This window comes from Hoeflea prorocentri, from assembly GCF_027944115.1.
Taxonomy (GTDB): Bacteria; Pseudomonadota; Alphaproteobacteria; order Rhizobiales; family Rhizobiaceae; genus Hoeflea_A; species Hoeflea_A prorocentri.
This window is the reverse complement of record NZ_JAPJZI010000001.1, coordinates 1,031,209-1,050,205: the sequence shown is the minus strand read 5'-3', so window position 1 is coordinate 1,050,205 and position 18,997 is coordinate 1,031,209. Positions and strand designations below refer to the sequence as shown.

Genomic DNA, 18,997 nt, shown 5'->3' with positions numbered 1-18,997 from the left:
GGTCCGTCTATGAAGCGGATGTCAAAGTCAACTGACATTCAACAGCCTGTGTTGAACATCGCGTATCTTTGCCCCGATCCGATGGGCTGCTTGAATGAAGGTGGGCCGATTTGCGGTTCAAATCCGGCCCGGCCTTCTGGCATTCCCTGCCTGGAATTCCATCATGTTCGAACAGCCTCGGGCAGACGGCCAAATGCGAAAAGGTAGTCCTCAAGACGAGGCGCTGTGCGATATGCGTCCCGCAGACGCAGATAGCCTTCGATTGCTGATCGCGAGGCTGGCAGGTTGGTGCGCGCAGCGCGCAACATCGCATTCTTGTCGGTGGCGCGCGAGGATACAAACTCCACGACGCTGGCCCTGTATCCGACCATCTCAAGAAGAAGCGCGCGCATGCTGTCAGCGACCATGTAAGTCATCCGGTCACGATAGATCCGATGCTCCGTAAAAAATCTGAGCTCCGGGGCGAATGTCATCTTCTTTCGAAAGCTGTGCTGACAGCAAGATACCGACAGGATATTGCGCGCGCCTGTACGGACCCCGAGGGCGATGACCTTGTCCGTCGCGAGATCACAGGCATGAAGCCCACAGACGACATCCGGTTGTACCTGTGTTTCAAGATCCAGAACATCGCCATTCTGAAAATCCATCCCCGAGAAACCAAGACGGTGTGCAGTGTTCGCAGCCTTTTGCATAAGGGCCGCGTTTGTGTCGATGGACTTGACCTGGACGGAGCGCCCGATCAACCCGTGATAATAGTGATAGATGAAGAAACCAAGAGCGCAGCTTCCCGCGGCCCCGTCGACAAGCTGAAGTGGTTTGCTTTTGGAATAGTGTCGTGAAACTGTCGCAATTTCCTCAACAAACGATAGAATTTGTTCAACTTTTTTCTGTTTGTCCTGACGGTTTCTGGTTTCGGGAGCGATTAACCCCAACTCTTCGCCAAACTCGCACAGGGCGATCTTTTGATTATGCTCGACATGCATGTCGGCCTCCGGTCGAATGCAGGCGGCATGGTCTTGGACATCTGTAGGGATTTGAGGTGGATCGGAGAATATGCCGGACCTGGGTTCAACCCGCACAAACACAACAAGACACATCCCAACCCTCACGCCATATGTCAGGCGCGAATTTCCTTTCGGAAGTGACAAGCTGAGCAGGCCGCTTCCATCGAAATATGTGGATATGTGTGTCTCGGTTTTGTTCAGGCTCCAGCGCATGCGATTGCAGCACGGCCGGATCGGCATCGTTCCTTCGATATGACAGGCAGGTTCTGTTCCGGATCTCCTAGAACATTACCAAAGGTATTTCAATGAGGCTTGGGAATAAGCCGGACGTCGGAACATCTCAGGCTATGGACCGGTGTTCACGCGCTGGTGTGTGTTCTTTCACGGACATGCGGAACCGCATCACCGATGCAAACCAATAAAAAGGCCGCCGGCCTCTCTGAGGCGGCGGCCTTGATTGTCGGATCCGCGACTTTGGATCAGCCGACGATTTCCGTTCCGGAGAACCAGTAGGCAATTTCTTCTGCCGCGGTTTCCGGCGCGTCCGAGCCGTGCACGGAGTTCTCGCCGATGGACAGGGCATGCTTTTTGCGGATTGTGCCATCCGCGGCATCGGCCGGGTTGGTCGCGCCCATGACTTCGCGGTTCTTGGCGATGGCATTCTCGCCCTCAAGCACCTGAACGATTGTCGGACCTGAGGACATGAATTCGGTCAGTTCGCCAAAGAAAGGACGTTCTTTATGAACGGCGTAAAAGCCCTCGGCTTCGCGCAGGCTCATCCAGACGCGTTTGGAGGCCACGACCCGCAGTCCGGCATCTTCCAGCATCTTGGTAATGTCGCCGGTCAGGTTGCGCTTTGTCGCGTCGGGTTTGATCATCGAGAAGGTGCGTTCGATCGCCATGATCTGCTTATCCTTTGTCATATTCGCGGGAGATTTGCCGGCTCTATAGCCTTGCTGGAAAGGCAACACAAGGGTCTCCCCTCACCCGCCGGTCAGGCAGCCGCGGCGACCGACCGCCCAACGCCGCCATGCAGGTCGAGACAGCGCTCAAACCATGCGGTGACCTGATCATCCGGCTGCAGCAGCTGAATGGGCGAACATATGCGGGCCCACTGCAAAATCCCGAACACGATATAGTCAGCAAACAACGGCTGATCCCCGCCGATAAAGGGCTGACGCTTGAGCATCAAGCGTAACGGATCGAGCCTGTTTGCAAGCTCCTTGACCTTGTCCGGACTCGCACCCACAACATCTTCCAGTGACTTGCCGAGACGCGCTTCCCTGCTCCTGCGGAAGTAGTCCTGATCTACCGGCTCAAGCATGGAATGGATGTCGAGCAGCAAGGCACCGAATATCGTCGCTGATATCTGGGTCGCGCTCCAGGCTTCGATAAAGCGCGACAGGGCAACACCGCCCTCGCCGCCAAAAAGCGTTGGCCTGTCCGGGTAGGCTTCATCAAGATAAAGCGCGATATCGAATGAATCGGAAACGACATGCTCGCCATCGCGCAGCACCGGCACCGTCTTGCCGATCCCGTTTTCGACGTTCGGAACCTCGGTAAACGGCACAGCGGAGCGCTCATAGGTCAGGCCTTTGTGCGCAAGGGCCATAACCGTTTTCCAGCAATGGGGGCTGAACGGCCGCTCCGTGTCGCGTCCGGTGAGTTCATAGAGTGTAATTGTCATCAAATGCTCCGAGAAATCCGAAAGAAGAAATTCGGCGGCATTTTGCCGGTTTTGCCACGGCATTCAACACATCGCGGTGTGGGCCGTGCCTTTTTCGGTTTACGCCGCATTGCAATTTGCCTATTGCGCAGTTCATGCAACCGCATCACCCGGCAGAAGGAATTTCCGGATAATGTCCCATGCACACAAATTGCTCGATGGCAGGTCCATTGCAGCCGGCATTCGCGAAACCGTCTCAAAGGACGTTGAAGCCCTCAAGAAGGAAGGTTGGCCGATCAAGCTGGTATCCATTTCGATCGGAGATGTGGACGCCTCGGCCCTTTATGTGCGCAACCAGCAGCGCGCTGCCGAAAAGGTGGGCATTGAATTTGAAGCCCGCAATTATCAGTCCGACATCAGCCGCGATGAGCTTGTCGGCATCATTCAGGGTCTCAACACGGATCCGCGCGTCACGGGTATCATCATCCAGCGCCCGACCCCGAAACATCTGACCGAGCGGCGCCTTCAGCGCACCGTGCATCCGCTCAAGGATGTCGAGGGCATGCACCCGTCCAATATCGGCGACATCGTCTACAACGACCTGAAGATGGGACCCTGCACAGCCGTTGCCGCCGTGGAACTTCTGAAGGCAACCGGGGTAAACCTTGAAGGGCTGGAGGTGACCGTCATCGGCCATTCCGCCATTGTCGGCAAACCAATCGCCTTTCTGCTGATGGCGCAAGGCGCGACCGTTACCGTCTGCCACCATGAAACGCGCAACATCGCCATGCATTCGCGCTCGGCCGATGCGGTTTTCGTCGCCGTCGGCAAGCCGGGTCTCGTCACGGCAAATATGCTGAAACCGGGCGCTGTCCTGATCGATATCGGCATCAACCAGATCGACGGGCCGGACGGGCCGAAGGTGGTTGGCGATGCGGATTTCGACAGTTGCTCGGAGGTTGCCGGCTGGATCACGCCCGTTCCCGGCGGTGTCGGGCCGGTAACGGTGGCCATGCTGCTGCGCAATGCCGTGACGGCGGCAAGGCTGCAGCGTGATCATTACGCGACAGAATTTGCCACTCGCACCAGCGCCTAGTTTTTTCTTGCGTTCGGGCCGCGCCCGATCCAATAAGCCCTATGCTGACGATAACCGACCTTTCCGTGCGCATTGCCGGGCGCCTGCTGATCGACCACGCGTCGCTGACCCTGCCGGAGGGAACAAAGGCAGGACTGGTCGGCCGCAACGGCACCGGCAAATCCACCCTGTTCAAGGTGATCTGCGGTGACCTTTCATCGGAAACCGGCTCGGTCAGCCTGAAGAAGAACTGCCGCATCGGACAGGTCGCTCAGGAAGCGCCGGGAACGGATGAGCCGCTGATCGATATCGTTTTGCGGGCCGATGAGGAGCGCGTAGCCCTCCTGGCGGAGGCACAAACGGCAACCGACCCGCATCGCATTGCCGACATCCAGACACGGTTGACCGATATCGATTCCCATTCGGCCGAGTCACGCGCGGCCAGCATTCTATCCGGTCTCGGTTTCGACAACGAAGCCCAGCAAAGACCGGCGGCAAGCTTTTCCGGCGGCTGGCGCATGCGGGTCGCGCTGGCCGCAGTGCTCTTCGCCCAGCCCGATCTTCTGCTCCTGGACGAGCCGACCAACTATCTCGACCTGGAAGGCACTCTGTGGCTTGAGGATTATGTCAGACGCTATCCACATACGGTCATCATCATCAGCCACGACCGCGACCTGTTGAACCGCGCCGTCAACTCGATCGTTCACCTTCAGCAAAAAGGGCTGAGCTTCTATCGCGGCCCGTTCGATCAGTTCGAACGCCAGCGCGCCGAAGCACTGACGCTGCAGACCAAGGCCCGCGAAAAGATGCTCGCCAAGCGAAAGCACATGGAAGCCTTTGTCGAACGCTTCCGTTACAAGGCCTCGAAAGCCCGGCAGGCGCAGTCCCGCCTCAAAGCCATCGAACGCCTCGGCAATATATCGGCGGTCGTTGATGACCACGTCCAGGGTTTCGCATTTCCAAAACCGGCCAAACAACCGGCATCGCCGATCATCGCCCTGGAGAAGGCATCGGTGGGATACACACCGGGTGAGCCAATCCTGTCCAGGCTTGATCTGCGCATCGACAATGACGACCGGATCGCCCTTCTTGGCGCCAACGGAAACGGAAAATCCACCTTCGCCAAGCTGATATCAGGCAAACTGGCGACGGAAGCAGGCTCGATGACCCGGGCTGCGCACCTCAAGATCGGTTATTTCGCCCAGCATCAGCTGGATGATCTAAGGCCCGCCGACAGTGCGGTCGAACATGTACGCAAGCTGTTGCCGGACGCGACGGAGGCGCAATTGCGCTCACGGGTCGCGCAGATGGGCCTTTCAACCGAAAAGATGGACACCGCCGCCCGCGACCTGTCGGGGGGTGAAAAGGCCCGCCTGCTGATGGGTCTTGCGGCATTTGACGGCCCGAACCTGCTTATACTGGACGAGCCGACCAACCATCTGGATATCGACAGCCGCGCCGCTCTGATTGATGCCCTCAACACCTTCGAAGGCGCGGTGATTCTGATCTCGCACGATCAACACCTCATCGAGGCAACGGCCGATCGGCTGTGGCTGGTGGGCGATGCCACGGTCAAATCCTATGAAGGCGACCTCGACGATTATCGGACACTGATCCTTGGCGGCAACTCACGCAAGGCCAGGGCGCGCGACAACGCGACCGGTCAGTCAAAAGCCGATCTGAGACGGGCCGCCGCCGAAAGGCGCCAGGAGCTGGCGCCCTTGAAGAAAAAGATCAATGAAATCGAGACGCTGACGGCGCGGCTTGAGAAAGAAATTCAGGCTTTGGACACGGAGCTTGCCGACCCGTCGCTTTATGAACGCGATCCGGATGGTGCCACACGAAAAGCAAAGAACCGCGGCGAAGCGCAAAAGAGGCTTGCCGAGGCCGAAGAACAATGGCTTACCCTGTCCAGCCAATATGAAGACGCTGCATCCGGGCTATAAAGATACGCGCAAGACTGCCTATGTCCTGGATTTCAGGCCTCGGCTTGAGATCACGGTCAGCATCAAGATTGTCACGATATATGGGAGGCTGGACAGGAGCTGGGACGGAAGACCGACCCCGACAGCCTGCGCGGTCAGTTCTCCCAGCGACAAAAGGCCGAACAACAGCGCGCCGAAAACCACGCGACCGGTCTTCCATGTTCCGAAGACAACCAGTGCAAGCGCGATCCACCCGCGGCCGGCAATCATCCCGTCAGCCCAAAGCGGCGTGTAGACCGTCGAGGCATAGGCCCCGGCCAGACCGCAAAGAGCGCCGCCAAAACCGACGGCCGCGCAACGAATAGCGCCAACCTGATAACCAATAGCCCGCGCGGCTTCAGCGTTTTCCCCAACGGCAGAGATGATCAGGCCCAGTTTCGTGCGGTTGAGCACATACCAAAGACCAACCGTGCCGAGGATCGTCAGCCAGACCACGATGTCCTGGGTAAAAAGGGTGGGACCGACGAGCGGGATCTGGGAGAGAACCGGCAGACCGATTTCCGGAAGTCCATCAACCGTCAGGCTTTCGTAGGACTTGCCGAACAGCGCCGACAGGCCCAGCCCCAGAACCCCGACCGCCAGTCCCGTCGCGACGGCATTGGCGCGCACACCGATAACCAGAATAGCAAACAGCATGGATAGCAAAGCACCCGCGAATGCGGCCGCCAGAAATCCCAGACCATGTGAACCGCTGTGATAAACACAGATGAAGGCGATCGCGGCCCCCAACGCCATCATCCCCTCAAGACCGAGGTTCAAAAGGCCGGTTTTTTCAACAACCATTTCGCCCAACGCTGCAAGAAGCATCGGCAGTGCGGCGGCCAGTGTTCCGGCCAGAAGGAATTCAAGCCCGCTCATGCCGCAATCCTCCGGTCAAACTCTATCCGGTAACGGATCAGCGTGAAGGTGAGCAGATAAAAACCCAGGAGCATGCCCTGGAAGACCTCCACCGCTGCTACCGGCAGACCGGCGGAAACAGTAGCGCTGTCACCGCCGATATAGAGCGCCGATATGATGAAGCTGGAGATCACGATGCCGATCGGGTTCAACCCGCCCAGATAGGCCACGATAATCGCCGCAAAGCCGTAACCGGTGGCAACCGAGCGCTGCAACTGGCCGAGTGGGCCGGCGACTTCGCTGGCACCCGCGATGCCGGCCGCCAGCCCGCCAAAAGCAAGGCTGATCCAGATCAGACGCGGAGCGCTGAAACCCGCATAAAGGGCCGCCTTGGGCGCGAGGCCGGCGGTACGCAGCTGATATCCGCCGAAATGATGTTGCATCATCAGATAGGTAAACACGCTCGCGACGAGTGCGAAGATCAGTGAGATATTCGTTCGCGTGCCCTCTATGAGAATTGGCAACAGCGCATTGAAGGGGAACATCACCGTCTGTGGAAAATTGAACCCGCGCGGGTCCTTCCAGGGGCCGAGGAGAAGATAGTTGAGAATCTGTATCGCAATGAGGGTGAGCATCAGCGTCACCAGGATCTCCGATGCCCCGAAACGGGTGCGCAGTGCCGCCGCGATCAGAGCATAGGCCATACCGCCCAAAGCCCCGCATATGATCATGGCGGGAAGCATCATGGGCAAATCGCCATTGGGGAAATAGACAGGAAAGGCCGACGCACAAATGGCGCCGATCACAAACTGCCCCTCGGCGCCGATATTGAAGACATTTGCCCGGAACCCGATGGCCAAACCCTGGGCGATCAGGAGCAAAGGCGCCGTTTTCAGCAACACCTCGGAAAAGCTGTACCAGCTCAAAAAGGGCTTCAGCAGCAAGGCGTGAAGGGCAACACCGGCCGGCTTACCCAAAGCGGCGAAGAGGATAAGGCTTGTCAGACACGTCAATACCAGCGCAAGTACAGGCGCGGCCAGCATGGCCATGCGCGACGCGCTGTCTCGGCGGACCAGACGCACTTTCATGCCGCCGCTCCAATCATGTATGCGCCAACATCCCTGGCTGAGGTCTCCGCCGCCGGCAAGGGCGGTGAGAGATGACCGGCACGAAGCACATGCAGCGTGTCACAGATCTCGAAAAGCTCCTCCAGCTCCTCGGAAATAACAAGGATCGCGGCACCCTGATCCCTCATCTCAAGCAGCTTCAGACGGATGGCCGTCGCCGCCCCGACATCAACACCCCAGGTCGGCTGTGCGACCAGCATCACGCCGGGCGCCAGCATGATCTCACGCCCCAGGATAAATTTCTGCAGATTGCCGCCCGAGAGCGCTCCGGCTTCGGCGTCGATGCCGGGCGTGCGCACGTCAAAGGCCTTTATGCAGTCGCGCGTGAAGGCTCGCTCCATCTGGCGGCGAATGAAGCCGCCACGCAGCATTCCGCGGGAATGGGCCGTCAGCAGGCTGTTGTCGGAGAGCGTCATTTCAGGAACCGAACCGCGACCCAGTCTTTCTTCCGGAACGAACGCAAAGCCCAGCTTGCGGCGTTGAAGCGGTCCGAGGTGGCCCACCGGACGTCCCATGATTTCAATCATCGCGGCATCCCCGGCGCGGGTCTCGCCGGAAACAAGCGCGGCCAGCTCCTGCTGGCCGTTGCCGGAAATCCCGGCAATGCCAATGATTTCCCCACTGCGCAGCGACAGATTTATCTTCTCCAGCGACGTACCGAACCGTGTTGCCCGCGGGTGGCTGAGGTCGTTCAGGACCAGCCTGACTTCGCCCGGCGTGGCATGGGTGCCGGGTGAAAGATGCGGCATATCACGACCGATCATCATCTTTGCAAGGGAATGCGCATCGTGCTCGCGCGGATCCACCCTGCCCGTAACCTCGCCGTGGCGCAGGATCGTGGCTTCGTCACAGAGCTCACGTATCTCTTCCAGCTTGTGAGAGATGAAAAGAACCGCCATGCCCTCGGCCTGGAGCCGCCTCAGCGTATCAAAAAGCATCCGCACGCTTTGCGGCGGCAGGACTGAGGTCGGCTCATCAAGGATAAGCACCTTGGGATTGAGGAGCAGGCAGCGGATGATCTCGACGCGCTGCCGCTCACCCACGGACATGGTGTGGACCATGGCATGAGGATCGACACTCAAGCCGAATTGCTCGCCAAGTTCGGTGATCCGGTCAGCCAGCTCGTTCAATCGCCCCGGCACCATCAGAGAAACATTTTGCACGACACTCAGCGTCTCGAAGAGCGAAAAGTGCTGGAACACCATTCCGATACCCAGCGCCTGCGCCTCGGAGGGACGCGACAGGGAAATCGGCTTGCCCTCCCAGGCAATTGTGCCTTCGTCGGGCTGCTCGATTCCGTAAATGAGCTTCATCAGCGTGGACTTGCCAGCACCATTTTCACCCAGAACGGCATGAATAGACCCCAGCTTTACGCTGAGGTCGATATTTCTGTTGGCCTGTATTTTGCCATAACGCTTGGAAACACCCGTCAGCGTCAGCAATGCAGGCTTGCTCATGAAGGCAAAGGCGTGGTGACGCCGGCCACATGCCAATCCATACCCAGAATTTCGCCATCCGACATGGCTGTACCCTCGGCGAAACGCTCGGTTCCGGACTGGTCGACAAGCGGGCCCTTGAAGACCACAAAGGAACCGTCGCGAATTTCCTTCTGCCGCGCCTCTATTGCCGCCACGGCGTCAGCGGGAATGTCGGCGTTCCAGTCAGCCGTATAGACGATGTCATCCTCCATACCCAGCCAGAAGTTTTCGCCCGGATAATTGCCGGCCACGTGGGCGTCAACAAGCCGTTTGAAGTGCGGTCCCCAATCGGTTCCCACCACGCCGAGATATTTGCTTGGCGCATAGGATTTCATCGACGAGTTGAGATTGAATGCGTAGACCCCTGCCTCCTCGGCTACGGAGATAACCGATGGCGTGTCTTGCGCGTTTGAGAAAATCACATCCACGTCCTGGCTGATCAGTGCCTTTGCGGCTTCCTGTTCCGAAGCAGGATCGAACCAGGAGTTCACCCAAACGACACTGACTTCAGTGTCCGGGTCGACCGATTTGGCGCCCAGCATGAAGGCGTTGATCGAGGTAATGAGCTCCGGGATCGCAAAGGCGGCCACACAACCCAGCTTCTTGGTTTTGCTCAGCGAGGCGGCAGCCATTCCCATCAGGTAGGTGCCTTGCCAGTATTTGGCGGTAAAGGGAGAAAAATTCGGGGCGGTCATGAAGCCGGAGGCATGAATGATCGACACGTCAGGACGCCGCCTTGCGATTTGCATACCGCCATTCTGGTAGCCGAAGGAACCCAGAAGAAGAACGGTATTGCCATCTCCCACCAACCCGTTGGCGATACGGTCGGCGTCAGGGCCTTCCGCGATATTTTCCAGAACCGTGACCTCGATCTTGTCGCCATAGGCTTCCTTGACGGTGTTTACTCCGTCCATCAGTGTATGGGACCAGCCGACATCGGCTACCGGGGATGGCAAAACAACACCCATTTTCAATGCATCAGCCGCATGGGCTTTGAAGGGTACCGTGGTTGCCGCGGCGGCAGCCAGCGACGTCTTCAGAAACGTGCGGCGCTTGAGTTGGTTCTGCATGTCTTATCTCCTAAGCTTTGTATCGGGCAGTACAGTTTGAAGCGTGGTTTCGGCGGCGGCGAACAGCGCGCCTTCGTCCAGATCCGGGAATGCGCCGTCTTTCCAGACGATCCGCCCATTGATCACGGTAAGATCAACCGGCGCGCCCATGCCCACCTTCGCAGGCAGGCTGATCGGATCGTGCCGTGTTCCGACAAAATCCAGCCTGCGGGTATCAATGGCGAAGAGATCGGCGGCCATCCCTGGTCGCAGGGCTCCAATGTCGGAGCGACCGAGAAGCGAAGCGCCGCCTTCTGTAGCGTAGCCGAGGAAGCGGGCGGGAACCGGTACCGGGTCCTGGCGTGTCGCCGCTGCCAGGCACTGCAACATATAACCGGAATGGATGCAGTGCATGAGGTTTGAATTGTCGTTGGAAGCAGCCCCGTCACAGCCCAGACCCAGCCTCACACCAAGGGCGTCCATCGCGGGCACATCCGTCACCTCCGCACCCACCAGATAGACCGGTTCGGGGCAGTGCGACACACCCGTGCCCGAGGCCGCGAGCTTTTCCAGTTCGTCACGGCTCAGTTCCCAGCAGTGGGCGTAGAAGGTGTCGGCCCCGGCGAAACCGATGCTTTCGCAATAGTCCACGGTCCGCATTCCATGAACCTTCTCGATAACCGGACTTTCTCCCTCACCCACATGGGTGTGCAGCATAACACCCTTGTCGCGGGCGAGCCGCACCGATTGCTCGAAGGTTTCCCGGTAACAATTGACCGGTTGGCACGGCGCGACAGCCACCTGCCGCATCGACAGCGGCGCAGGATCATGAAACGTGTCAATCGCGCGTTCACAGTCGGCAATGAACGCGTCGGTACTCTCCAGCATCTCATCCGGAATGGTGCTGCCTTCTGACTTGGGCAGCGTGTTGCCGCCGCGCCCGGCGTGAAAACGCATACCCAGCAGCTCCGCCGCCTCGAATTGACGGTCGATAATGCGAGAGCCGGCATGGCGCGGAAAGCAATATTGATGGTCAAAGGCCGTTGTGCATCCGTGTTTTATCAGTTCGGCCATGGCGACAATGGAACTGTGATAGAAGCAGTCTTCGGTCAGCCGCGAGAATATCGGATAGATCAGATCCAGCCACTCGATGACCGAGTAACGGGTCCAGTCGAGTTCGGCCCTGTTACGCACGAAACATTGAAAAAAATGGTGATGCGTGTTGACGAGTCCGGGATAGACAAAGAGCCCGGCGCCATCGATCACCTGCGCGCCTTCGGGAATGTGGAGGTCGGGCCCAATCGCGGAAACAGCACCATTTTCGCACAGGATATCCTCACCGATGCGCACAGGCTCCAACGCGGATGTGACGATCGCATCACACTTTCGAAGCAGCAGCGCAGTCATGACGGAACACTTTCGGATACAGATATTTGAGCCTGCGGAACCGGCGAGAGTTCATGCAGCCGATGAATGCCGGGCATCTCGATAAATCCGGGCAATGATCGAATGGCGCGCATCCACAGGCGGATGGACGGATAAAGGTCAAGGCTTACACCGCCATCGGGAGCGAGCGCAGTGTTGGGAAAGCAGACGATGTCAGCGATCGTCGGATCTGGTCCGGTGAGGAACATGCCACCGTCAAAGCGCCGATCCGCCAGGGCAGCTTCAAGAAAACGAAGCGATGCGACGCCCTGTTTCCTGGCATCCTCGATATCGGCCTCATACCCTAGTATGTCATGCAGCCGCGCCAGACCCAACGTATCGTTCAGCGTGGCTGCGAAGCCGAACCAGCTTTCATCGTCCGTATGCCATTGCGGAACACCACGTGTCATATATCGCAGGATTTCCACACTGTCGGTCAGGATGACGTCGCCATCGACCAGAACAGGCAGCGTGCCGGCTGGATTGAGCTCCAGCATCTCGGGCGATTTGTGTTCCCGCGCCGGGTGAAAGTTGACCGCCTTTAAGGTGAGCTTTTGCCCCAGCAGCGCGGCCATGAGCCGGACCTTGTAGCAACTGGCACTCAGTACATAGTCATGGAGGATCATGCGGCCACCAATTGCGCGCCGTAGCCAAAGCCTATCTTTTTCAACCACCGGCGATACGCCACCGATGTCATATCGGCCTGGGTGGGAACCTCCATACCAGGGTCCAGCGGCAGCTTCCTGGGGATCTGATTTTCAAGAATTGACCTGTCCTGCAAGAAGATCATCTGCTGGAAACTCACCATCTCCGACATGGTGCTCTCGTCGTCATAAAGGGCCATCCATGGCCAGACCTCACACCACTCCTCCGTCAGCGGTTGCACAAAAAGAGTGATGATGTCCCATTCGCCGGGCCTCGGCGGGCAAGTCTTGTAGAGTACCGAGCATGTCGGCTCGGGGACCCGATACATATATTCGGTCATAATCCCGGTTGTTGCCGATTTTGCCGCCTGCGGCTGGTGAAACTTGACCTTCTTGGCCCAGACCTCATCCGTGTCGTCCTGAATCTCCACCTCATAGCGCTCGACCTCGGTATGGGGTTCTGCGCCGAGGATATCCGTATGAACGAAGGGAAAATGCGCTATGTCGAGAAAGTTCTCGACAGCTCTCAGCGGCGAACAGCGGACCTTGACCGAGCCGACATCCACAAGCCGCCTGCCGGGCGCATCTGCTTCTGGTATCGAGAAAAGATCCTTGCGCGGTTCTCCCGGGCAAGTCCACAAATGGCCAAATCGCTCGACAACCGGCATGGGCGACCCGTCCGCGGATTTGGCCCATGCTACATCCTCACCGGGCCCGACGGTTATCTGCCGGCCGAGCAAGAGCGTTTCTCGCGCCTCGGTGAGCCCCGACAGCATGGCTACGGGATACCAGTGGTTCTCGGCGTTTCCCGTCATGCCGCCTGTTCCTCAAACGCACGCCTCATGTCTTCAAGCTGTCTGGAGACGGCTTTTGGATCGTGGCCCTCGGCAGCAAGGGCGTGCACCATGCATGTACGATCGGAGACCGGTTGGACGGCCAAAGCCAGATCGGAACTGCCGCCGACAACAATAACAGGATGAAGGTTGGTCTTGAGCAGACGGCCAAGATCGCCTGGCGAACAATCGAATGGAAGAGACCGAACGGGTTTCCGGTTTCCGATATCTGGAGGCTCTTTTGTTGTCTCTGTAAGCGAAACCCAGATAACGCCGTCTTTAGCGCTGCACAAATAGCTTTTGGCGCAGATCGTTTTCGGTGGAGTCAGCGCCGGGTGTGCCGGAATGTAGGCGCAGCTTCCCGCTTCGTCATACTGCCATCCATGGTAAATGCAGGACAGCGTTTCACCCCGCACAAAGCCGTGGGACAATCTCATGCCGCGGTGCGGGCAGCGGTCGCCCCAGGCGCTGAAGGTACCCTTTTGCGAGCACCAGACTGCGAGGTCTACACCATCGACACAGATCGGCACCACCGTGCCCGGCGGAACATCGGCACACAGGCCCCCCGCAATCCAACCCATCTCAAAACTCCTAAGTGAGCACAGGTTAGAATCATTTTTGCGGGCAAATCAACGTTCGTTGACTAAATTGCTCAATGTTTCTCAGGCCCTGCTATTGACAGGGCAAGATGCCTATTTTGACGCCAACAAAACCGTCTAATTGCATAAAATTATTGCAAATTCCGGATTTCGATATCAAACCTATCCACCAGAACACTTTCCGGTCCAAGCGCACAACCAAGGGCTAGAGCCTGCAGCATCGGCTCTGATCCACAGGCTTCCACAATCAGCGCATCGCGATCTCTTGACAGCCTAAGGATCTCCAGACCGAGCTTTCTGGAGTGGCGGCGGATCCACGGAGCAAAATCCTGCTCAAAGACCTTCCCCGTCAGACTGATGCGCGCGGAATTCATGTCTCTTTCATCCCGAAAATGCTCCCTTCTTGGGTGGTTGCGGACATTGCGGCACAATACAGTGTTTCGCAGCACAGCGATATGGATCACGTTGCGGCAGGACGGCGATCATCTCCAGGCCGGCGTTGACATCCCGGAAAAAGTCAATCATATAGCCACATGGCTATTCAATATCAAGCGGCGCTTGATCGCGCCTTTCACGCACTCGGTGATGGCACCAGACGTCAGATGATTTCCATGCTGGCCCACGATGGCGCTCTGTCGGCCAACCAGTTGCGCGCACCCTTCAACGTCGCCCAGCCGACCATCTCCAAACATCTCAAGGTGCTCGAAGCAGCCGGCATGGTCCGTCGTGAAATCGTCGGACGCGTGCACCGGTTTCACTTGCAAACAAAGACACTGCGGGAGGCTGAGGACTGGATAGCAGAACACCGTACATTCTGGGAAGGCACGCTGGAACGCCTGGAAGCATTTGTTTGCTCAGATGATGAGGCAGGAGGCGGCCGGTGACGGATTACCCCATCCCGTTGATTGTGCGCCGTGACATAGCAGCGCCGCGCGAACGCATATTTAAGGCCTTCACGCGGCCGGAGCTCCTTAAACAATGGTTCACGCCCAGTACGGATATTTCAGTGGAAGCGCTGACGTTCGACTTCACACCGAACGGCGAGTTTCGGCTCCGCTACGTTATGCCCGACGGCCGAAACCCGGAAGTTGCCGGCGTGTTCCAGCGGATTGAACCGCCCGAACTCATTGCCATGACATGGATCTGGCAAGCGCCGGATCCGCTTGAAAACATACCAATGGAAGTCACGTTCGAGTTTCTCGACAAGGCGGACGTGACTGAAATTGTCATTACGCACAAAGGAATCCCGTCGGACACGGCATGCACCATCCATGCCAACGGATGGGAGGGCACCCTCACCGTTCTCGCAGGGTTTCTGAAAAAGGAGACCGACCGGTGAGAGACCTATCGATTTTGACTTTCGTTACGCTGGATGGCGTCATGCAGGCACCGAGCATGCCCGAGGAAGACCGGTCCAGCGGCTTTATAAAAGGCGGTTGGGCCGCTCCCTACTGGGAAGATGTTATGGAGCAGGTGCAAAAGGAAGCCATGGCCGTACCCTACGACATGCTGTTCGGCCGCAAAACCTATGAGCTTTTTGCCGGCCACTGGCCGGAAGCTGAAGAAAGTCCGACCGCGCGCATGATGAATTCAGCCAGAAAATATGTGGTGACGTCGACGCTGAAAGATCTGACGTGGAACAATTCCGTCGCGATCTCTGGCGACATTGCGAATGCCGTTTCGCGATTGAAAAACGAAGATGGCCCGCTTTTGCAAATTCACGGAAGTTGGGAGCTCATCCAGACCCTTCTTTCCCATGATTTGATCGACGAATTCCGCCTATGGACCTTTCCGGTGACAGTCGGATCAGGCAAGCGGCTATTCGGGCAAAACAGCCCTTCGGCGCAGCTTTCGCTTGTCAAATCGCAGGCCTGTAAAAATGGCGCAATCATGAGTGTCTACAGACGCAACACGAAGGAAGACCAGAACCGTGCATTGAGTGAATAGCCCGTGCTGGATGGCCGGAGAAAAGCCGATGCGAGTTCCGGTCGCCTGCGGAACGTGTCGCGAGGAGTTCAATGCGAGGCGGGTTCGAGGTCTTTTCGAGGCGGGTCCCATGGTTGCGCACAATTTTCAAAGACCGTGAACATCGGGCTGAAAACCGTTGGATCATCCAATGTCGCGGCATGAAAGTATATCCGCTCAGGAAACCGCTCCGTCCGGCTGGTCATCGGAGAGCCGCATATCGGGCAAAAACCGGAAAACGTCGCGGCTCCGGCGTCGCTCCCAGCCTCGAATTCCCTGATTTCGCCTTGAACCCGCACCGTCGACACGGGCAAGGCAAAAGCGGAAGAATGTCCCGTCCCGGTCGAATGTTGGCACTTGCGGCAGTGGCAGTTGAAGGAGAATTCGATATCGTTGGCAGCCTCATATCGCACCGCGCCGCAGGCGCATCCGCCGGTGATGTGACTTGTCATGTTTCAAGCCTCCTGAGCCAGTCCTCGAGACGTTCGATGCCGCTGCGCCACCCGTAGGAAAGCGCCTCCTTCGCTGATCGATCCGGCAATCGCTCATGTATGATATCGATCCGCACACCGCCGGCCTCCTCTGCAAATGTCACGGTGACAAGAGTCTCGCGCCCATTTGTCAGATGCAGGTCCTCCTCGCTTTCCCACGTGAACACCAATCTGCCCGGCCGGACTATCTCGACATATCGACCGGCATGATGCGATGGCCAACCCGCCTCCGGAACCATCCGAAACCGCCAACGCCCACCTGTCACAAGGTCCAGTTCAAGAACCTCGGCTTTGTAGCCGGGCGGGCCGAACCAGGAAGCAATGGCCTCCGGTTCCGTCCAGCCGGCAAACGCCGTCTCACGATCGGTATTGAACCACATGCTTTCATGGACCCGGTAATTGTCTTCGGGAACGTCACCCATTGGTCTCTCCGCCGGAACCCTTGTCGATATGGGCGCCGAAGGATCTCAGTTTCTGCCTCCAAAACGCCCGATGCCGCTCGACCCATTCGAGGGCCGGATCAAGGCCGGCCGGCGACAGCTCGCAGTGGTGCTCTCGGCCCTTTACCACACGCTTGATAAGCTGTGCTTCTTCCAGAACCTTCAGATGCTGAGAGATCGCGCCCGGCGTCAGGTCATGGCCGCTGCCCAACTCCCTGACCGTCTTACTGCCGCCCAGCAACTCATCCAGCATCTGGCGGCGAACCGGGTTGGCAAGGGCAGCAAAAGCCGAATCGTGACTTAGAATCATTTAGGTTTTCCTATACTATATAGAAAATCCTAAAGTATTATAAGCTGCCCGGTCAAGGCTGAAATCAGCTGGCGGGATTTGGGCAAAGCAACACATAACCGTGTTAAAGGCCCCAATCGGATGACAGGGCAACGCCGGCCTGCCTGCCGCGCGTTAGTCTCGGGCGTTGAAAGACCGCTTGATGACCAACTCTTCATCGCTGGCCTTCGGCTCGACCAGATACATCCCGATCGCGATGATTGCAAAGGCGATCCAGGCCAGCGCGGACAGTTCCTCATTCAGCAACAGCATGCCCCAGACCACACCCGCGATCGTCATGGTGTAGGCACTTTGACTGTAGAAGACCGCGCCGGCGGTGGCGATCAGATGGAAGGCCAATAGCAACGATCCCGCCCCGACAATGCCCATCAGGACAACAAGGACTTCGAGCTGCCCGATCTGTGGACCCAGCGGCATGAGATCCCCGCTGAAATAGGCCCACGGCGCAAGCATGCAGGCCGACAGCCCCATCATCAGCCCCACGGAGGCAAAGATATCCACATGTTCGGGGCGCTTTCCGGCAAGCACCAGGGCTTCGACGGCAAAGAGCAACGGCAGCAGCATGGCAAAGAGCAGCCACGCACTTTGAGCGCCGTTCGACATGTCAAATCGCGTCAGCAGGACAAGCGACACGCCTATGAGGCCAACGAGCAGTCCGACGAGACGCCGGGGCGTCGCCTTCTCCATGCGCGTAACGGCAGCAAACGCAAAAACCATGAAACCCTGAAGCGTGACGATCAAAGACAACATCGCCGCCTCGACGTGCTCGGTGACGACAAAGGTCGTCATGCGCTGCAGGATGCCGGCTATGATCGCCCAGTAAACGAAGAACATGAATTGGGAGCAATTAAGCCTGGGAAGCTTTCCCCGGTAGGCGGCAATCCCCAGGCAGAACACCGCGGCGATGCCATTGACCCAGATGGCCAGACCCAAGGGGTTCGATCCAAGGCCGGACGCCATGCGGGAAAGCGCCGGTGTCAGACCCCACACAAGACCGACGGCGATCACGAGGAACGCTCCCTGCAAGGTGTGGATCGCGCGCTTGAGCTTCAGTTCGCGCTCATAGATCTCGCCGGCCATGCCGCGAAACACGGCGGCCAGCCGCCCCAGCGGATCATCCTTGTTTGCAAGTTCATCGAGTTCAAGGCTTTCAGGATTGAACCTGCCGCTTTCAAGCACTTCGGCGGCTTCCGTCAAACGCTCGATACGGCCGAAATACTCCAGCTCCTGATCGCGGAACCGTTTCTTCGACAAGGAACTCTCGACGCGCGCGCGCAGGAGTACCGGATCGAAATTCTTCGGCAGGAAGTCTTCCGCGCCCAGTTCGATGGCCTTGACGACGCTCTCCGTCTCATCATCAAGAGCCGAAATCACGATGACCGGAACATCACGCATCCGCTCATCCGCCTTCATAGCGGCAAGCACATCAAAGCCATCCATCTCGGGCATGACGATATCAAGCAGAACAGCATCAAACGCCTGTGATTTCAGGGCTTCAAGCGCTTCCAGGCCGTTCTTCGCAACATCGGCGGAATGTCCCAGGCTCTCGACGGCCATCCGCATTTTCTTGCGACTGAGACTATTGTCGTCAACCACAAGAATCCGCGCAGCATCGGCGGTTTGAGCGCCTTTGCCTGCAGACGTCGAGAGCGCCTCGTTCATTAGAGTTCGACACCCGCAAGCGCCGCGCGGGCGCGCTGCAGCTCCTCGGATATCTCCGTCACCCTCGCCTGCGGATCGTCAACCGATCCCTCGCGGCACGCTTGCTCCAGCGCCTCGCAGGCCGCGGCCAATGCAGCAGCGCCAAAATCCCTGCCATTGGATTTCAGGCTATGGGACGCAATCCTCAGCGCATCAAGGTCAGCTGATTGAGCAGCTTCCGTCATCTTCTGCAAGGTCTGCGGCGTCGATTCCTCGAACTCTTCGAGGAGTTCTTCGAAGTCGTCACGGTCTCCGCCGATAACGTCCAGCAAGCGCTTGAGCGCGTTGCGGTCAATTACATCGTCCGACACTGTTTCCCCCGTTCTGTG

General features: G+C 58.1%; 22 protein-coding genes. 5 read left to right on the top strand and 17 right to left on the bottom strand.

Going from position 1 to position 18,997, the window contains the following annotated elements; all coding sequences use genetic code 11:
* Positions 1-161 precede the first annotated feature (161 nt).
* From OQ273_RS04815 to OQ273_RS04805, 3 genes are all read right to left on the bottom strand, one after another.
* Positions 162-983 (bottom strand): methyltransferase, encoded by an 822-nt coding sequence (locus tag OQ273_RS04815; protein ID WP_267989336.1) that lies wholly within the window; start codon positions 981-983, stop codon positions 162-164.
* 500 nt (positions 984-1,483) lie between these two features.
* Positions 1,484-1,906 (bottom strand): nucleoside-diphosphate kinase, encoded by a 423-nt coding sequence (gene ndk / locus OQ273_RS04810; protein ID WP_267989335.1) that lies wholly within the window; start codon positions 1,904-1,906, stop codon positions 1,484-1,486.
* A gap of 92 nt (positions 1,907-1,998) precedes the next feature.
* Positions 1,999-2,691: a glutathione S-transferase family protein gene (locus tag OQ273_RS04805; protein ID WP_267989334.1), complete on the bottom strand. Its 693-nt coding sequence runs from the start codon at positions 2,689-2,691 to the stop codon at positions 1,999-2,001.
* Positions 2,692-2,863: 172 nt separating this feature from the next.
* Here OQ273_RS04805 and OQ273_RS04800 point away from each other — a divergent pair, with 172 nt between their 5' ends.
* Complete coding sequence (locus OQ273_RS04800; RefSeq protein WP_267989333.1) at positions 2,864-3,766, top strand: bifunctional 5,10-methylenetetrahydrofolate dehydrogenase/5,10-methenyltetrahydrofolate cyclohydrolase; 903 nt, start codon at positions 2,864-2,866, stop codon at positions 3,764-3,766.
* Between the two features lie 41 nt (positions 3,767-3,807).
* A complete protein-coding gene (locus tag OQ273_RS04795) occupies positions 3,808-5,691 on the top strand; it encodes an ABC-F family ATP-binding cassette domain-containing protein (protein ID WP_267989332.1) in 1,884 nt (627 codons plus the stop codon).
* Positions 5,692-5,709: 18 nt separating this feature from the next.
* Here the strand turns inward: OQ273_RS04795 and OQ273_RS04790 are convergent, their stop codons facing one another.
* From OQ273_RS04790 to OQ273_RS04750, 9 genes are all read right to left on the bottom strand, one after another.
* Entirely contained in the window at positions 5,710-6,588 is an 879-nt protein-coding gene (locus OQ273_RS04790) for an ABC transporter permease (protein ID WP_267989331.1), read from the bottom strand.
* Positions 6,585-7,655 carry an ABC transporter permease gene (locus tag OQ273_RS04785; RefSeq protein ID WP_267989330.1) on the bottom strand — a complete coding sequence of 357 codons (1,071 nt, stop codon included), beginning with the start codon at positions 7,653-7,655 and terminating at the stop codon, positions 6,585-6,587. Before OQ273_RS04785 ends, OQ273_RS04790 begins: the two co-directional genes overlap by 4 nt.
* Positions 7,652-9,151, bottom strand: a complete 1,500-nt coding sequence (locus OQ273_RS04780; protein WP_267989329.1) for an ABC transporter ATP-binding protein — start codon at positions 9,149-9,151, stop codon at positions 7,652-7,654. The genes OQ273_RS04785 and OQ273_RS04780 overlap by 4 nt, the downstream gene beginning before the upstream one ends.
* The gene (locus tag OQ273_RS04775) at positions 9,148-10,242 is read right to left on the bottom strand and encodes a BMP family ABC transporter substrate-binding protein (protein ID WP_267989328.1); all 1,095 of its coding nucleotides are present in this window, start codon (positions 10,240-10,242) and stop codon (positions 9,148-9,150) included. Before OQ273_RS04775 ends, OQ273_RS04780 begins: the two co-directional genes overlap by 4 nt.
* A 3-nt stretch (positions 10,243-10,245) precedes the next feature.
* Positions 10,246-11,628, bottom strand: coding sequence for an amidohydrolase (locus OQ273_RS04770; protein ID WP_267989327.1), 1,383 nt, complete (start codon positions 11,626-11,628; stop codon positions 10,246-10,248).
* Positions 11,625-12,272, bottom strand: coding sequence for a glutathione S-transferase family protein (locus OQ273_RS04765; protein ID WP_267989326.1), 648 nt, complete (start codon positions 12,270-12,272; stop codon positions 11,625-11,627). The genes OQ273_RS04770 and OQ273_RS04765 overlap by 4 nt, the downstream gene beginning before the upstream one ends.
* The gene (locus tag OQ273_RS04760; RefSeq protein WP_267989325.1) at positions 12,269-13,105 is read right to left on the bottom strand and encodes an aromatic ring-hydroxylating oxygenase subunit alpha; all 837 of its coding nucleotides are present in this window, start codon (positions 13,103-13,105) and stop codon (positions 12,269-12,271) included. The genes OQ273_RS04765 and OQ273_RS04760 overlap by 4 nt, the downstream gene beginning before the upstream one ends.
* Entirely contained in the window at positions 13,102-13,704 is a 603-nt protein-coding gene (locus OQ273_RS04755) for a Rieske 2Fe-2S domain-containing protein (protein ID WP_267989324.1), read from the bottom strand. Before OQ273_RS04755 ends, OQ273_RS04760 begins: the two co-directional genes overlap by 4 nt.
* 149 nt (positions 13,705-13,853) lie before the next feature.
* Positions 13,854-14,096, bottom strand: coding sequence for a hypothetical protein (locus tag OQ273_RS04750; RefSeq protein ID WP_267989323.1), 243 nt, complete (start codon positions 14,094-14,096; stop codon positions 13,854-13,856).
* Positions 14,097-14,255: 159 nt separating this feature from the next.
* Between OQ273_RS04750 and OQ273_RS04745 the strand changes: the two genes are divergently transcribed.
* From OQ273_RS04745 to OQ273_RS04735, 3 genes are read left to right on the top strand one after another with little or no spacing between them, the layout of a single operon-like run.
* Positions 14,256-14,606 (top strand): ArsR/SmtB family transcription factor, encoded by a 351-nt coding sequence (locus OQ273_RS04745; RefSeq protein WP_267989322.1) that lies wholly within the window; start codon positions 14,256-14,258, stop codon positions 14,604-14,606.
* Entirely contained in the window at positions 14,603-15,061 is a 459-nt protein-coding gene (locus tag OQ273_RS04740) for an SRPBCC family protein (RefSeq protein WP_267989321.1), read from the top strand. Before OQ273_RS04745 ends, OQ273_RS04740 begins: the two co-directional genes overlap by 4 nt.
* A complete protein-coding gene (locus tag OQ273_RS04735) occupies positions 15,058-15,669 on the top strand; it encodes a dihydrofolate reductase family protein (protein WP_267989320.1) in 612 nt (203 codons plus the stop codon). The genes OQ273_RS04740 and OQ273_RS04735 overlap by 4 nt, the downstream gene beginning before the upstream one ends.
* A gap of 68 nt (positions 15,670-15,737) precedes the next feature.
* Here the strand turns inward: OQ273_RS04735 and OQ273_RS04730 are convergent, their stop codons facing one another.
* The 5 genes from OQ273_RS04730 to OQ273_RS04710 all read right to left on the bottom strand — a co-directional run bounded on the left by OQ273_RS04730 (position 15,738) and on the right by OQ273_RS04710 (position 18,979).
* Complete coding sequence (locus OQ273_RS04730; protein WP_267989319.1) at positions 15,738-16,139, bottom strand: GFA family protein; 402 nt, start codon at positions 16,137-16,139, stop codon at positions 15,738-15,740.
* Positions 16,136-16,600, bottom strand: a complete 465-nt coding sequence (locus OQ273_RS04725; protein WP_267989318.1) for an SRPBCC family protein — start codon at positions 16,598-16,600, stop codon at positions 16,136-16,138. Before OQ273_RS04725 ends, OQ273_RS04730 begins: the two co-directional genes overlap by 4 nt.
* The gene (locus OQ273_RS04720; protein ID WP_267989317.1) at positions 16,593-16,928 is read right to left on the bottom strand and encodes an ArsR/SmtB family transcription factor; all 336 of its coding nucleotides are present in this window, start codon (positions 16,926-16,928) and stop codon (positions 16,593-16,595) included. Before OQ273_RS04720 ends, OQ273_RS04725 begins: the two co-directional genes overlap by 8 nt.
* 153 nt (positions 16,929-17,081) lie before the next feature.
* Complete coding sequence (locus OQ273_RS04715) at positions 17,082-18,629, bottom strand: response regulator (protein ID WP_267989316.1); 1,548 nt, start codon at positions 18,627-18,629, stop codon at positions 17,082-17,084.
* Positions 18,629-18,979, bottom strand: a complete 351-nt coding sequence (locus OQ273_RS04710; RefSeq protein ID WP_267989315.1) for an Hpt domain-containing protein — start codon at positions 18,977-18,979, stop codon at positions 18,629-18,631. Before OQ273_RS04710 ends, OQ273_RS04715 begins: the two co-directional genes overlap by 1 nt.
* Positions 18,980-18,997 lie beyond the last annotated feature (18 nt).

Excerpts from the sequence above, each read along its gene's own strand:
- OQ273_RS04765 (WP_267989326.1), bottom strand. The coding sequence starts at position 12,272 with ATGATCCTCCATGACTATGTACTGAGTGCCAGTTGCTACAAGGTCCGG.
- OQ273_RS04785 (WP_267989330.1), bottom strand. The coding sequence starts at position 7,655 with ATGAAAGTGCGTCTGGTCCGCCGAGACAGCGCGTCGCGCATGGCCATG.
- OQ273_RS04780 (WP_267989329.1), bottom strand. The coding sequence starts at position 9,151 with ATGAGCAAGCCTGCATTGCTGACGCTGACGGGTGTTTCCAAGCGTTAT.
- OQ273_RS04815 (WP_267989336.1), bottom strand. The coding sequence starts at position 983 with ATGCATGTCGAGCATAATCAAAAGATCGCCCTGTGCGAGTTTGGCGAA.
- OQ273_RS04775 (WP_267989328.1), bottom strand. The coding sequence starts at position 10,242 with ATGCAGAACCAACTCAAGCGCCGCACGTTTCTGAAGACGTCGCTGGCT.
- OQ273_RS04770 (WP_267989327.1), bottom strand. The coding sequence starts at position 11,628 with ATGACTGCGCTGCTGCTTCGAAAGTGTGATGCGATCGTCACATCCGCG.
- OQ273_RS04720 (WP_267989317.1), bottom strand. The coding sequence starts at position 16,928 with ATGATTCTAAGTCACGATTCGGCTTTTGCTGCCCTTGCCAACCCGGTT.
- OQ273_RS04725 (WP_267989318.1), bottom strand. The coding sequence starts at position 16,600 with ATGGGTGACGTTCCCGAAGACAATTACCGGGTCCATGAAAGCATGTGG.
- OQ273_RS04730 (WP_267989319.1), bottom strand. The coding sequence starts at position 16,139 with ATGACAAGTCACATCACCGGCGGATGCGCCTGCGGCGCGGTGCGATAT.
- OQ273_RS04805 (WP_267989334.1), bottom strand. The coding sequence starts at position 2,691 with ATGACAATTACACTCTATGAACTCACCGGACGCGACACGGAGCGGCCG.
- OQ273_RS04790 (WP_267989331.1), bottom strand. The coding sequence starts at position 6,588 with ATGAGCGGGCTTGAATTCCTTCTGGCCGGAACACTGGCCGCCGCACTG.
- OQ273_RS04755 (WP_267989324.1), bottom strand. The coding sequence starts at position 13,704 with ATGGGTTGGATTGCGGGGGGCCTGTGTGCCGATGTTCCGCCGGGCACG.
- ndk (WP_267989335.1), bottom strand. The coding sequence starts at position 1,906 with ATGGCGATCGAACGCACCTTCTCGATGATCAAACCCGACGCGACAAAG.
- OQ273_RS04760 (WP_267989325.1), bottom strand. The coding sequence starts at position 13,105 with ATGACGGGAAACGCCGAGAACCACTGGTATCCCGTAGCCATGCTGTCG.
- OQ273_RS04745 (WP_267989322.1), top strand. The coding sequence starts at position 14,256 with ATGGCTATTCAATATCAAGCGGCGCTTGATCGCGCCTTTCACGCACTC.
- OQ273_RS04715 (WP_267989316.1), bottom strand. The coding sequence starts at position 18,629 with ATGAACGAGGCGCTCTCGACGTCTGCAGGCAAAGGCGCTCAAACCGCC.
- OQ273_RS04795 (WP_267989332.1), top strand. The coding sequence starts at position 3,808 with ATGCTGACGATAACCGACCTTTCCGTGCGCATTGCCGGGCGCCTGCTG.
- OQ273_RS04750 (WP_267989323.1), bottom strand. The coding sequence starts at position 14,096 with ATGAATTCCGCGCGCATCAGTCTGACGGGGAAGGTCTTTGAGCAGGAT.
- OQ273_RS04800 (WP_267989333.1), top strand. The coding sequence starts at position 2,864 with ATGTCCCATGCACACAAATTGCTCGATGGCAGGTCCATTGCAGCCGGC.